This window comes from Tessaracoccus bendigoensis DSM 12906, from assembly GCF_900141915.1.
GTDB lineage: Bacteria > Actinomycetota > Actinomycetes > Propionibacteriales > Propionibacteriaceae > Arachnia > Arachnia bendigoensis.
This window is the reverse complement of sequence record NZ_FQZG01000096.1, coordinates 1-12860: the sequence shown is the minus strand read 5'-3', so window position 1 is coordinate 12860 and position 12860 is coordinate 1. Positions and strand designations below refer to the sequence as shown.

Here is a 12860-nt window from a genome sequence, read left to right as displayed (position 1 = left end):
CCCACACCCCCAGGCACAATCGCGATCGGCGCCACCCACACCCCCGGGCACGATCGTGATCGGTGTCATCCCCGCTCAGGGTGCGGTAAGTTCGTTGCGTGACCGGAGTGGTGCGGGTGAGGGTTCCTGCCAAGGTGAATCTCGCCCTGCGCGTCGGAGGAACCGACTCCCAGGGTTTCCACGAGCTCGGCACGGTCTTCCAGGCCGTGAGCCTCGGCGACGAGGTACGCGCCGAAACCGCCCCCGCCGGGGAGTTCAAGCTGGCGTTCCACGGCGAAGGCGCCGCGTTCCTGCCGGTCGACGACACCAACCTCGCGATCCGGGCAGCCAAGCTGCTCGTCCGACGCTTCGACGTGCCCGACGCGGGCGTGGCGCTGACTATCCGTAAACGCATCCCGGTCGCGGGAGGCATGGCGGGCGGCTCGGCCGACGCTGCAGCCGTCCTGGTGGCCTGCAACGCGCTGTGGGGGTTGGGGCTTACGCGCGAAGAGCTGGACCCCATGGCCGCGGAGCTCGGATCGGATGTCCCGTTCCTCCTTCGGGGCGGCACCTCGATCGGAACGGGGCGAGGCGTCGACCTCGCCCCCGTGATGACGGCGGGCACCTACCACTGGGCCTTCGCGCTGTCCCACACCGGGCTCTCGACACCGTCGGTGTTCCGGGAGTTCGACCGGCTCTGCGACCCGAACCCGACGGACATCCCTGCCCCTCTCCTCGAAGGGCTCCGGGCCGGAGATCCCGTCGCCGTCGGCGCCTCCCTCGTCAACGACCTCGAAGCGGCCGCCATCTCGCTGCAGCCCGGCCTGGCGCACACGCTCCGGCTAGGTCTTGACGCCGGGGCCCTCGGCGCGATCGTCAGCGGTTCCGGACCCACCTGCGCTTTCCTGGCGGGCTCGGACGCGCACAGCATCGAACTGGCCGAGTCCCTCGCGGTGTTCAGTGGGGTGCGTGCCGTCCGTCGCGCCTTCGGCCCGGTCGCCGGCGCCCAGGTGCTGCCGTGAGCGACGAGGTCGACGGCGTCGTCGACGCCTGGGAACGTGCCAGGCCGGATCTGAACCTCGACCCGATGCACATCTGGTCGCGCATCGACCGGCTGGCGGCCATCCTGGAAGGCCACCGCAAACACGCCTTCAGTGACCATTCGATCGAAGGCTGGGAGTTCGACGTGCTGGCGGCGCTGCGCCGCGCCGGTGAACCGCACCGCCTCTCCCCCGGCCAACTCATCAAAGAGACGCACGTGACCTCGGGCACGGTGACCAACCGGGTCGACCGGTTGGTCAAGCGCGGCCTGGTCACGCGGGAATCCGATCCCCGCGACGGGCGCGGGGTGCTGGTGGCGCTGGCTCCCGCCGGTTCGGAACTGGTCGACGCCGCACTCACTTCACTGCTTGGGGTGGAGCAGGAGTTGCTCTCCGGTTGGCCGGAGGACGAACGACGGCAACTGACGACGCTGTTGCGCCGTCTGCTCCTCGGCTCGGCTTGACCTCTGCCGGGAGAAGCGAGCGGTCGACCTACGCCGACGGTCTCACTCTCGGGTTACTTGTTTCCGTCGTCCCGGCTCGTCGTGGTGTTCGAGAAGGAAGCGATCGAAGCCCGGCATCGTGGTGATCTGGTTGGCAGGTCGGCTTCTACCCGCAGCAGGATCTCCGACCGGCCCGCGAACATGGGCGGGTTGACCCCTGGACCTGGCGTGTAGGGACTCGGGATCACCACTGGCCGTCCGCTATGACTATGAAGCGCTATACGCAGCACTTTCATATAGCAACAGATAGCAAGGAGCCGACTCCAATACCCAACTCAGGCTTGGGTCGATCACCGCTACCGGGCGGTTGCGTCTTCCCCTGCGTGCCGGCGCCCAGACGAAGCCCCGGGCTGTGCCTCCGGTTGTGGCTCCGACTCGGCGCCAGTTCGCCGGTCGATGTGTTCCATCACCAGGCGGGGATCGGTCTTCAGGTGCGCCATCCCGTTCCAGGCGAGGTTTATCAGATGCCTGGCGACCACCTCGCGGGACGGTTCGCGATTGTCTAGCCAGAGCTGGCCGGTCTGCGCCACCAATCCCACAAGTGCCTGCGAATACAACCCGGCGAACTGCGGATCGTGGCCGGTCTTCACGAACTCCGCCGCGAGCAGGTCCTCGACCTGGACGGCGATGTCGCTGAGGATCGAGGCGAACGAACCCACCGTCTGGCCCGGCGCGGGGGTCTCGTGCGGGTCTCGGAGCGGATCCCGCGACAGGATCCGGAAGCCGTCGGGGCGCTCCTCGATGTAGCGCAGCAGCGCCATCGCGCCTCGCTCCAACAGTTCACGCGAACCGGCGCCGGGCGTGGTCAGGGCGTCCCGGATGGCGGTGTGCAGCGTCTTGGTCTCCCTGTCCACGACGACTGCGTATGCGCCCTCCTTGCCGCCGAAGTGCTCGTAGACAACGGGTTTCGACACGCCGGCCCGCGCGGCGATCTCCTCGACCGACGTGCCCTCGAACCCGCGCTCGGCGAACAGTTCGCGTGCGATCTCGAGAAGTTGTTCCCGCCGCTCTGCCGCGCTCATCCGGGTGCGCGGACGGCGGGCGCGGGCTGCGTTGGGACGACTTGACACGCCGTCCATTGTCTCACGGCCGCATCGGTGCCTGTCAGCGGCGTCAAACGCGGCCGGTGGTGTGCACAAATCTCTCGATTCCGCCTGATTTAGGTCACCTGGCCCCCGGCCTCGACGCATGCGGAGATCTTTGCACGCAACCCTGTGCCGGACCGCTCAACCGGCGGGCGCTGGCCTCAACTCCGCGGCGATCGCCGCGAACTGGGTCACGTCGAGCATCTCGCCCCGCAGCGTCGGGTCGACCCCTGCCCGGGAGATCGCCTCGGACGCGGCTGCCGCTCCTCCGAGCTTGCCGGACAGCGCGGCCCGCAGCATCTTGCGCCGCTGGGCGAAGGCGGCGTCGATCACCGCGAAGGTCTCCTCCCGGCTGGCCTCGACGTCGGGCGCGGCGCGCCGCTCGATCCTGACGAGCCCCGAATCCACGTTCGGCACCGGCCAGAACACCTTCGGGGGCACCGTCCCCACCCGCGAGGTGGCCGCATACCAGGCGGTCTTGGCCGACGGCACCCCGTAGGTCTTCGATCCCGGAGGGGCGACCAGCCGGTCGGCGACCTCCAATTGAACCATCACCAGCCCACGGGTCCAGTCCGGAAACAGCTCGAACATGCGCAGCAGCACCGGCACGGACACGTTGTACGGCAGGTTCGCCACGAGCGCCGTCGGGTCGAGCGGAAGCGCCGCGACCTGCAGCGCGTCCGCGTTGACGACCTCCAGTCGCCCGGCCGCTTCGTCGCCCAACCGCTCGGCGACCGTGCGCTCCAACCGTTGCGCGAGCCGGTCCTCGATCTCGACGGCGACGACCCGGGCCCCGGTTTCCAGCAACCCGAGCGTCAGCGACCCGAGCCCGGGGCCGATCTCCAGCACCACGTCATCGCTTGTCACACCCGCTAGCGCGACGATGCGTCGCACCGTGTTCGGGTCGACGACGAAGTTCTGGCCGCGCTGCTTGGTCGGTTTCAGGTCGAGTTCCGCGGCGATCCGCCGGATCGACGCAGGGTCGAGCAGACCGACCTCAGGCATCCTCGCCCCACTTCCCGTAGGCGTCGAAGGTGTTGGCGACCAACTGGTCGCAGAACCCTGCCAACTCGACCTCAAGCAGGTCGGCGAGGAACGCGACGGTGTACGGGAGCAGGTACGGCGCGTTCGGTTTGCCGCGCCGTGGCTTCGGGGTCAGGTATGGGGCATCGGTCTCGACGAGGATCCGGTCGATGGGTGTCACGAGCGCCGCCTCCCGCAGGTTCCCCGCCGACCCGAAGGTCACGACCCCTGGGAACGACAGGTATGCACCCCGCTCCAGGCACCTCCCGGCGAAATCGGCATCCCCAGAGAAACAGTGCATCACCATCTTCTCCGGCACACCCGCGGCATCGACGACCCGCAGGATGTCGTCGTGTGCGTCCCGGTCGTGGATCATCAGCGTCTTGCCGTGCTCGTGGGCCCATCCGATGTGCCGACGGAAGGCCATCTCCTGCACCTCGCGCCCCGCCGGTTCGCGCGTCCGGTAGAAGTCGAGGCCCGTCTCCCCGACAGCCACCACCTCCGGCCGACCGACCAGCGACCCGATCACCTCGAGGTCACGCTCCAGGGCCTCCGCACCGCGGCCGAGGAAGGTTCGCGCCGCCTCGTTTGGGTGCAGCGCAACCGCCGCCCGCACATCGGGGTTCCGAGAGGCCAACTCCACGGCGAAGCGTGCGTCCGGCACGTCGCAGCCGACCTCGATGACCCTGGTCACCCCGACCTCACGGGCGAGTCGCAGATTCTCCTCGACCGGCAGCGACGAGTACCCGCGGGTCGAGGCGAGGTGCGTGTGGTTGTCGATGACGGGGCGCGGCAGCGGCTCCGGCAGCGGCGGCAGGCCCAGTTCTTCGATCACGCTCATTGGTTCTCCTTGTCGGCCAGCGCGGCCGCGTACAGCTCTTTCCGGTTCGCCCCGGTCAGTTTCGCGACCTCCCCGACCGCGGAAGACAGTTTCGCACCGTCTGCCATCCGCTGCCGAACCAGGCCGAGCGCGTCCTCGACCGATGCCTCCTGAGGATCTGCCCCCGCGACGACGAGCGTCACCTCGCCGCGGACGCCATCATGGGCCCAGCCGACAAGTTCAGCCAGCCCACCGCGTCTGATCTCCTCATACGGTTTCGTCAGCTCCCGGCAGACGGCCGCCCGGCGGTCGTCACCGAGTTGGGTGGCGGCGTCCCGGAGGAACGCCTCCAGACGGTGGGGTGCCTCGAAGAAGACCATGGTGCGTTCCTCGCGCGCCAGCGCCGCGAGCCGTCGGCTGCGCTCGCCCGACTTCCTGGGGAGGAAGCCCTCGAAACAGAACCGGTCGACACTGAGCCCCGACACGGCAAGTGCCGTGAGCACGGCGGAAGGCCCGGGCACGGCGGTCACCCGTAGCCCCGCTTCGATGCACGCGACCACGGCCCGGTAGCCGGGGTCCGAGACTGACGGCATCCCCGCGTCCGTTGCCAGCACCACCTTCTGGCCGGCGGCTACGGCGTCGACCAGTTCCCCGGTGCGGGAGGATTCGTTGCCCTCGAAGTAGCTGACCACCCTGCCGGTCGGCTCGATACCGAGCCGTTTGGTGAGGGTCACGAAACGGCGGGTGTCCTCGGCCGCGATCAGGTCGGCCTCGGCGAGGGTGGATCGGAGCGCTTCGCTGGCGTCGGTGGACGACCCGATGGGGGTCGCCGCCAGGATCAGCGCTCCGCTGGTCAGGGGTTGCATGGGTTCAGCCTATGATGCTTCTTGTGCTGACGACCTTGGCCGCGCTCGATGATGGGCGCCTCCGCGACCGGACCCGCGGGTGGGTCGTGACCATTTCGATCACCGTGATGGCCTTCCTGCTCCGGTTCTACAACCTCGGCTTCCCGAACAAGCTGCTCTTCGACGAGACGTATTACGCCAAGGACGCCTGGGCGGTGCTGCAGAGCGGGTACGAGCGCAACTGGTCTGAGAACGCCAACGATCTGCTGCTGGGCGGCGACACGAGCGGGATGCTGGACACGGCCGAGTTCATGGTGCATCCCCCTCTCGGCAAGCTGCTCATCGGCTGGGGCGAGCAACTGTTCGGCATGAACGCATTCGGGTGGCGGTTCGCTTCGCTCGTCTTCGGCACGCTGCTGGTGTTCTTCACGATCCGCATGGCGCGTCGCCTCTCCCGCTCGACGCTGGTCGGCGGAATCGCCGGCGTGCTGCTGGCCTTCGACGGCCTCGCATTCGTGATGAGCAGGCTGGCGCTGCTCGACATCTTCCAGGCCACATTCGCGGTCGCTGCCGTCTCGGCGCTGCTGGCCGACCGGGACTGGTTCAGGCACAAACTGGCCGACCACCTGCGAGAACACGACCTGCCGGACCTTGGTGGGAAGTTCGGCCCGCTTCTGCTCTGGCGCCCCTGGCGATTCCTGGCCGGCGTCCTGTTCGGCGCCTCGTGCGCGGTGAAATGGAACTCAATCTACCTGCTCGCCGCGTTCGGGATCCTGGTCGTGTTCTGGGACATCGGCGCACGGCGCCTGGCCGGGGCGGGCAGGAACCGATGGTTCTCGCTGCTGATCGATGCCCCGATGGCGTTCGTCCAGTTGGTGGTCGTGGCGTTGCCCGTCTACGTCGCGACCTGGCTCAAGTGGCTGACGACCACCGGAGGCTGGAGCAGGGACTGGGGCGCCAACAACCCGGGCGACCCGACAGTCAAGCTGCTCGGCGAACCGCTGGCATCGTTGTGGCACTACCACCGGGAGATCTACGACTTCCACACCGGCGACTACATGGCAGGGGTCACGCATCCCTATGACGCGAACCCCGCTGGGTGGCTACTGATGCTGCGCCCGACGGGCATCGAGGCCGTCAACGGCATCCAACCGGGCACGGATGGCTGTGAGGCGGTCGGCACCACCTGCATGCGGATCATCTCCGCGATGGGCACCCCCATACTCTGGTGGGCGGCGCTGGTGGCGATCGTGTTCGCCGTCGTGTGGTGGATCCGTTGGCGCGACTGGCGTTTCGGCGTCCCGCTGGTCGCGATCGCGGCCGTCTGGCTGCCCTGGTTCCAGTACACCGACCGTCCGCAGTTCTTCTTCTACGCGATCATGATCATCCCCTTCAGCGTGACGGTGCTGGCGATGGCGCTCGGCAAGGTGCTCGGGCCGGCCGCCGGTCCTCAGCGACGGCGGCGCGCCATGCTGGTGGGCGCGTTGATCGCCCTGATCATCTTCAACTTCGCGTTCATCTACCCGATCCTCACCGCCGAGCTCATCACCCAGCCGCAGTGGTGGATGCGGATGTGGTTGGGCAACGCCTGGGTCTGACGACGGCGGGCCGGTCCTCGACCGGTCGCCCGGTCCCCGACGCGGTTTCAGCGGCGACGGAACAACCGTGCGCCGGCCGCTTTCAGCTGGGTGAGCGGCGGCAACGCGTTGCCCGAGTCGCGTCGACCCGACAGCAACCCGTACAGGTAGTAGCCGCTCGCCGTCCCGTTCATCAGTTCCCCCCGGCCATTGCCGCGGGCGTAGAACCCTCCGGGGATGGCGGAGGCGCCGACGACCGGGCGACCGTGGTCGCTGGGGTCGATCGCCAGCCGCCCCGGCTCAGGGTCGCGAAGGCCCATCTCGTCGGTCACGAAACGGCGCAACTCGTCGGCGGCCGAGTCGATCTGCGAAAGGGAGGCCTTCTGCCCCAGCACCAGGACACCGTCGTCGACGGGGCGAACCATCCAGACCGTCGACCCGGATTCGAGCGTGACCTCCTGGCGACGTTTCGCGGGCACTCCACGCACGAACGGCACCCACTGCGCGGGCCCGACCCTCGCGGCGCGACCCCACGGGCTGATGCCAAGGGTGTCCACCACCGCCACCCCGCTGATCACCTTCGGTTCGCGCACCCACGCGCGGTTGTCGAGGAAGCGCACCCGCGTGCTGCCCTCGCGACGGGTCAGATGGGTCACCGTCACCGACTCGACGATCTGCGCCCCCTCCGCCACCGCAGCGGCGCGCAGGGCTCCCGCATACGCCGTCGGGTCGACGCATAGGGCCTCTGAGATGATCGTCGGCCCTTCCGGGGAGACGATGAGCTCCGCCGACGCCCCCGCCTCACGAAGGAGCGCGACGATCCTGCGGCTCTCCTCCTCGTCGCGTCCAGGCAGGGACCGGTCGCGCAGCGGCAGCTTGGTCGCGTCGGGAAGATTGCGCGCGATCTCACGCATGCCTGCGAGGTTTCGTTCGATGTGTTCCCGGGCCGCCGGAACGCCGTAGGCATGCGCCATGTTGGCGATGGTCGACCCGTGCCCGACGGCGGCGACACCGTGCCCGATCGACGCGCTCAGGGCCTCGGCGTTGGGATCGAGGACGACGACGTCGTAACCGATCCTGGCAAGGCGACGTGCGACGGTGAGGCCAGCCACCGTCGCTCCGAGCACCAGAACGTCATGCGCCATGCCTCAACCGTAGCGTCGAGCGCCCCGTCCGTGGCAGCGGGCCCCGATCACGTGCCCTCATGGCCTGCGCCGTCCCCGTGCGACCCCGGTTCCCGGGCCGGGGCCGTCCCCCGGTAACATGCGGCGGACGAAAGGACTCCTCCCCATGTGGAAGCTGCACAACAACGGCATTCTCCTCCCAGGTGCCGTGGTGAAACCGACCGAACGACTCTCGTGGGGAAGGACCATCGGGTTGGGTGCCCAGCACGTGGTCGCGATGTTCGGGGCGACGTTCGTGTTCCCCCTACTCATGGGCCTGAATCCGCAACTCGCGGTGATGATGTCGGGCGTCGCGACCCTGATCTTCCTGTTCGTCGTCAAGCACCGCGTACCCAGCTACCTGGGCTCATCAGCGTCGTTCGTGGGTGTGGCGACGGCGATCTACTCGGCCGGCGGCAACCCGTCCGACCTCACGGGCGCGCTGTTCGTCGTCGGCCTGACGCTGTTCATGGTCGGCCTGATCATCCACTTCGCTGGTGCCCGCGTGATCCACAAGGCGCTACCACCGGTGGTCACCGGGTCGGTCGTGATGCTGATCGGGTTCAACCTGGCCCCCGTGGTGGCGACGGTGTACTGGCCGGTCGACCCGTGGCTGGCCTTCACCGTCATGCTGATCGTGGTGGCCCTGTCCATCGGACTCAGGGGTTTCCTCGGCCGCATCGCGATCTTCCTGTCGCTGGTGATCGGTTACGCGCTGAGTTGGGTCGTCGACATGGTGGCAGGCCCGCTGAGCACCGGCGCCGACGGTAACCCCGTCTACCGCGTCAACTGGTCCGGGGTGGCCTCGGCCGACTGGTTCGGCCTGCCTCCGGTGACCGACCTCGCCAACTGGGTCTACAGCACCGACCCCGCCCAGATGGCGAGCAACGTCGTCGGGTTCCACCTGCCGCACTTCAGCCTGGCCGCCATCGTTGTCGCGCTGCCGGTGGTGATCGCGCTCATCGCCGAGAACGCCGGGCACGTCAAGGCGGTGGCTGAGATGACGAAGGAGGACCTCGACCCGATGATGGGTCGTGCCATCGCCGCCGACGGCGCCACCTCGATGCTGGCGACCGTCGTTGGTGCCGGACCCACCACCACCTACGCGGAGAACATCGGCGTGATGGCCGCCTCGCGCGTCTATTCAACCGCCGCCTACTTCGTCGCCGCTGTAGTGGCCATCCTGTTCGGCTTCTCGCCCAAGTTCGGCGCCGTCATCTCCGCCACCCCCTCTGCGGTGCTCGGCGGTATCACGGTGGTGCTGTACGGCATGATCGGCCTGCTCGGCGCGAAGATCTGGAAGGAGAACAACGTCGACTTCGGCAATCCGCTGAACCTGATCCCCGCCGCGGCGGGCATCATCATCGGCATCGGGAACGTGTCGCTACCGATCGGCGACGGGTTCGAGCTGGGCGGGATCGCGCTCGGCACGATCGTGACGATCGGCGTATACCACCTGGCGCGCCTGATCGCACCGCAGCAGATGAAGGCGGAGGCCGACGGCGCGTCGTTGATCTACGACGCCCCCGGCATCTACACCGAGGATCCCGAAGAGCCGGTGTCCAACGTGTAGCAGGGGCTGGCATCGGGCTACGGGGAGGAGCCTGGCTCCAAACCGTGGCTACGGCTGCGGTGCACCGGACCCAGCAATCAGTTCACCGTCTCCCGTGGGCGGGTCCGCGCCATGATCCACACCGCGCGGCCCACGATCGCCGCGGCCACCGCGATTCCGAGCCCACGCCACAGCCAGCCGTCGGTCAGGAAGATCAGGACCATGGCGGCCAGCACCGGCACGAGGAATGTGAAGCTCAACATGATGTAGCGACCGAACGACGGGGTCTGCACCCCGGCCGAATCGGCAACGGACTTGACCATGAAGTTGGGCCCGTTGCCGATGTAGGTCAGCGCCCCACCGAACACGGCTCCCAGCGACACGGCGACGAGTAACTCTTCGGGCACCCCTGCCACCCTCGGGTCGCCAGGCAGCTGCGCGGCGATCTCGAAGAAGGTCGCATACGTAGGAGCGTTGTCCAGCACACCGGAGATGCCACCGGTGAACAGGAACAGGACGACCCGGTTGATGGGCAGCGAACCGGCGACCTGGCCGAGGAAGTTCAGCGCCGGGATCATCGTCAGGAAGATCCCGACGAACAGCGCGGCGACCTCGAGGATCGGCGTCCAGGAGAACTTGTTCAGCTCGAACCGGGCCACCTTGTCCCCGAGGAAGTATGACGCCGCCGCGGCGCTCAGCATCACGATCTCGCGCCACGGGATCCACTGCTGCAAGGTCGCGTGCCCGGTCTCGATGGCGTGCAGGTCCAGCGAGGGCAGGAACGCGACGGCCACGATGATCATCGCGAAGAAGACAAGGTTGACGGCGCCACGCAGGCCGAGCGGGGCGCGGTGCGAATCGTCGGCAGCGATCGCCGACGGTGACTCCTGCGAGTAGGCGTGCCGGTCGAGCGCGTGATACGTGATCAGGAGCAGCGAGTTGACGAACAGCCACTCGAAGAAGAGGTTGAAGGTCCATTCGAACGGCACGCCACGCAACATGCCGAGGAACAGCGGCGGGTCACCAAGGGGTGTCAGGACCCCTCCGCAGTTGGCGACGATGAAGATGGTGAACACGACGGTGTGGGCCTTTATCCGACGCTCGCTGTTGGTGTTTAGCAGCGGCCGGATCAGCAGCATCGCCGCGCCCGTGGTGCCGATGAACGAGGCGATCGCCCCACCGATCGCGAGAAAGATGGTGTTGTTCCTGGGGGTGGCGCGGATGTCTCCGGACAAGAAGATGCCGCCGGAGACGACGAACAGGGCCAGTAGCAGGATGATGAACTGCGCGTACTCGACCATCGCGTGGGCCACCTCGGCGCCGGCACCGGCGATGATGAACCAGGTGGCCACCGGCAAACCGAGGACCAGCGCAACCGCCAGCTTGACCTGGTTCTTCTCCCAGGTGTGTGCCGTGGCTCTGACCAGTGGGAGCACCGCGATGCACAGGAGAAGAACCACGAACGGGATGATGCTCCACCACTGGACCTGCATGCGGCCTCCTCGCCTCTGGACTGCTTCAACCTACCGGAATCGCTGATGCGGCACCGTCTCAACGACCTTCCTGTGGCCGAGGCCGGTTGCGGTCCACGGCTACGGTGGGGGCGTGAATGAGCTCGAAGTGGCCTTCCGGGAGGCCATGGCCAGGGTGCCGGCACCCGTGACGGTGGTGACCACGGAGGTCGACGGACAGCCGACCGGCACGACAGTTTCCGCATTCGCGTCGCTCTCGATCCATCCACCGATGGTGGTGTTCGCTCTGGACAACAGAGGTGGCATGGTCGAGCGGCTGCGGGCAGGCGGCCGTGCGGGAATCAACGTGCTCGCCGGAGGGCAGAGCGATGTCGCGATGCGGTTCGCGAGCCGGCACCTCCCCGACCGGTTCGCGGAGGTGGTCTGGCACCGAGACCACGGGTTGCCCCACATTCAGGGCGCGGTGGCATGGCTGGAGTGCGAGGACCTCCAGTTCCTGCCCGGCGGCGACCACACGATAGTGCTCGGCACCGTCGTGGTCGCATCGACCGACGGCGAATCGTCGCTCGGCTACCACCTGCGTGAGTTCCGGGACAACCGTCCCGGCACCTGAGGGGCCCTTCCGCAACACTGGCCGGAGCGCTTCCTGGCGGGCGCCACCTGGCGATTCTTGTCGGCCGTTTGGGTTCCGAGTGGTTGGGCTGCCAGGCCAGGCCAGGCGGGCGGCGGGTCTCAGGGTGCGTCTGCGACCAGCGTCGCGAATACCCCTGGTCGCTTTGCTGCCCGCGAGCCGTCCCTGACTCTCGTGGGACAATAGTGGGCATGACCGACGATCCGTATGCCGCACTGAACGAGCCGCAAGGGGACCCGGCCGATTCCCCTGTTCCCCAGGAGTCGCTCCCTCAGCCTCTGGACGAGCCACTCGGCTACCACTACGAGGACGCGAACACGAACTACTCCTACGGCGCTCCCCCGCCGCAGCAAGGCGCGTACGGGGTCCCGTTCTACGGTCAGCAGCAGCCTCCCTATCTGCCGATGGCGCAGCAACCGTTCTATGGGCGGCCGCTTCTCGAAGACCCGACGGCCAGCGACGCCCCGCTGCGCGGCATGGCCCCCGTCGATGCGTATAAGCGCTTCTGGACAAGGGGCCTGACGTTCACCGGCCGGGCGAGTCACAGCGAATTCTGGTGGGTCGCGCTGGCCCACATCCTGCTCGCGGCCGGCGCCGGGATACTTGACAACGCGTTTGGTGGGTCCGGGTTCCTGTCAAGCCTGCTCGGCGGGATCGTCGGGCTGTATTTCCTGGCGGCCCTGGTGCCCGGGATTGCGATCGGCGTCCGCCGTCTGCACGACACGGGAGCCTCCGGCAAGATGATGTTCCTGAACCTGATCCCTTACCTGGGTAGCTTCGTGGTCGCGATCCTGTGCGCGCTGCCGGCGAAGGAAGAGGGAAAGCGCTTCGACAAGATCAACCAGCCCTGACCCAGCGGGTGCGGTTCGGGCGCAGACCCGGGACGCCCGCCGTCAGACAGACAGACCCGGGACGCGCACCGTCCCACAGGCAGACCCGGGAAGCGCACCGTCCCACAGGCAGCCACGAGAATCGACCACTGGCCACTTCTGCCCCGTCTCATCCCGAAAATCGACCAGTGCTCAGGGACGAGGGTTCGTCCCCTGTTCAGGGAAACACTCATTGGCCACTTCTCGACCCCAGACACAGCAGAATCGACCAATGGCCGATTTTCCCCAGGGTGAGCAGCCGGTCAGAACCAAGCAGTGGCCAATACTCGACCCCAGACAC

General features: G+C 67.8%; 12 protein-coding genes. 6 read left to right on the top strand and 6 right to left on the bottom strand.

The annotated features are described in order from the left end of the window. Positions 1–98 precede the first annotated feature (98 nt). On the top strand, positions 99–1001 hold the full coding sequence (locus BUC15_RS17335; RefSeq protein ID WP_217652288.1) for a 4-(cytidine 5'-diphospho)-2-C-methyl-D-erythritol kinase: 903 nt from the start codon (positions 99–101) through the stop codon (positions 999–1001). After that, positions 998–1483, top strand: a complete 486-nt coding sequence (locus BUC15_RS17330) for a MarR family winged helix-turn-helix transcriptional regulator (RefSeq protein WP_073190881.1) — start codon at positions 998–1000, stop codon at positions 1481–1483. The genes BUC15_RS17335 and BUC15_RS17330 overlap by 4 nt, the downstream gene beginning before the upstream one ends. 335 nt (positions 1484–1818) lie before the next feature. Here the strand turns inward: BUC15_RS17330 and BUC15_RS17325 are convergent, their stop codons facing one another. The 4 genes from BUC15_RS17325 to rsmI form a co-directional block, all read right to left on the bottom strand. Then, positions 1819–2544 carry a TetR/AcrR family transcriptional regulator gene (locus BUC15_RS17325; RefSeq protein WP_175558395.1) on the bottom strand — a complete coding sequence of 242 codons (726 nt, stop codon included), beginning with the start codon at positions 2542–2544 and terminating at the stop codon, positions 1819–1821. A 204-nt stretch (positions 2545–2748) separates the two neighbouring features. Next, positions 2749–3612, bottom strand: a complete 864-nt coding sequence (gene rsmA / locus BUC15_RS17320; protein ID WP_073190875.1) for a 16S rRNA (adenine(1518)-N(6)/adenine(1519)-N(6))-dimethyltransferase RsmA — start codon at positions 3610–3612, stop codon at positions 2749–2751. Continuing rightward, positions 3605–4471 carry a TatD family hydrolase gene (locus BUC15_RS17315; protein ID WP_073190872.1) on the bottom strand — a complete coding sequence of 289 codons (867 nt, stop codon included), beginning with the start codon at positions 4469–4471 and terminating at the stop codon, positions 3605–3607. Before BUC15_RS17315 ends, rsmA begins: the two co-directional genes overlap by 8 nt. Next, complete coding sequence (gene rsmI, locus BUC15_RS17310) at positions 4468–5316, bottom strand: 16S rRNA (cytidine(1402)-2'-O)-methyltransferase (protein WP_073190870.1); 849 nt, start codon at positions 5314–5316, stop codon at positions 4468–4470. The genes BUC15_RS17315 and rsmI overlap by 4 nt, the downstream gene beginning before the upstream one ends. Positions 5317–5330: 14 nt before the next feature. On the opposite strand from rsmI, the gene BUC15_RS17305 reads away from it, so the two are divergent. Beyond that, complete coding sequence (locus tag BUC15_RS17305) at positions 5331–6893, top strand: dolichyl-phosphate-mannose--protein mannosyltransferase (protein ID WP_139280344.1); 1563 nt, start codon at positions 5331–5333, stop codon at positions 6891–6893. A gap of 47 nt (positions 6894–6940) precedes the next feature. Here BUC15_RS17305 and BUC15_RS17300 read toward each other — a convergent pair whose 3' ends face one another. Next, on the bottom strand, positions 6941–8017 hold the full coding sequence (locus tag BUC15_RS17300; RefSeq protein ID WP_073190867.1) for an FAD-dependent oxidoreductase: 1077 nt from the start codon (positions 8015–8017) through the stop codon (positions 6941–6943). A 145-nt stretch (positions 8018–8162) separates the two neighbouring features. On the opposite strand from BUC15_RS17300, the gene BUC15_RS17295 reads away from it, so the two are divergent. Further along, a complete protein-coding gene (locus BUC15_RS17295; protein WP_139280343.1) occupies positions 8163–9608 on the top strand; it encodes a uracil-xanthine permease family protein in 1446 nt (481 codons plus the stop codon). A 77-nt stretch (positions 9609–9685) separates the two neighbouring features. Here BUC15_RS17295 and BUC15_RS17290 read toward each other — a convergent pair whose 3' ends face one another. Then, complete coding sequence (locus BUC15_RS17290; RefSeq protein ID WP_073190860.1) at positions 9686–11080, bottom strand: sodium:proton antiporter; 1395 nt, start codon at positions 11078–11080, stop codon at positions 9686–9688. Positions 11081–11192: 112 nt separating this feature from the next. Between BUC15_RS17290 and BUC15_RS17285 the strand changes: the two genes are divergently transcribed. Both BUC15_RS17285 and BUC15_RS17280 read left to right on the top strand, forming a co-directional pair. After that, complete coding sequence (locus BUC15_RS17285; protein ID WP_217652287.1) at positions 11193–11672, top strand: flavin reductase family protein; 480 nt, start codon at positions 11193–11195, stop codon at positions 11670–11672. 209 nt (positions 11673–11881) lie between these two features. Next, positions 11882–12541: a DUF805 domain-containing protein gene (locus BUC15_RS17280; RefSeq protein ID WP_073190857.1), complete on the top strand. Its 660-nt coding sequence runs from the start codon at positions 11882–11884 to the stop codon at positions 12539–12541. Positions 12542–12860: the final 319 nt, after the last annotated feature.

Excerpts from the sequence above, each read along its gene's own strand:
- BUC15_RS17305 (WP_139280344.1), top strand. The coding sequence starts at position 5,331 with ATGCTTCTTGTGCTGACGACCTTGGCCGCGCTCGATGATGGGCGCCTC.
- BUC15_RS17325 (WP_175558395.1), bottom strand. The coding sequence starts at position 2,544 with ATGAGCGCGGCAGAGCGGCGGGAACAACTTCTCGAGATCGCACGCGAA.
- BUC15_RS17280 (WP_073190857.1), top strand. The coding sequence starts at position 11,882 with ATGACCGACGATCCGTATGCCGCACTGAACGAGCCGCAAGGGGACCCG.
- BUC15_RS17315 (WP_073190872.1), bottom strand. The coding sequence starts at position 4,471 with ATGAGCGTGATCGAAGAACTGGGCCTGCCGCCGCTGCCGGAGCCGCTG.
- rsmI (WP_073190870.1), bottom strand. The coding sequence starts at position 5,316 with ATGCAACCCCTGACCAGCGGAGCGCTGATCCTGGCGGCGACCCCCATC.
- BUC15_RS17290 (WP_073190860.1), bottom strand. The coding sequence starts at position 11,080 with ATGCAGGTCCAGTGGTGGAGCATCATCCCGTTCGTGGTTCTTCTCCTG.
- BUC15_RS17300 (WP_073190867.1), bottom strand. The coding sequence starts at position 8,017 with ATGGCGCATGACGTTCTGGTGCTCGGAGCGACGGTGGCTGGCCTCACC.
- BUC15_RS17295 (WP_139280343.1), top strand. The coding sequence starts at position 8,163 with ATGTGGAAGCTGCACAACAACGGCATTCTCCTCCCAGGTGCCGTGGTG.
- rsmA (WP_073190875.1), bottom strand. The coding sequence starts at position 3,612 with ATGCCTGAGGTCGGTCTGCTCGACCCTGCGTCGATCCGGCGGATCGCC.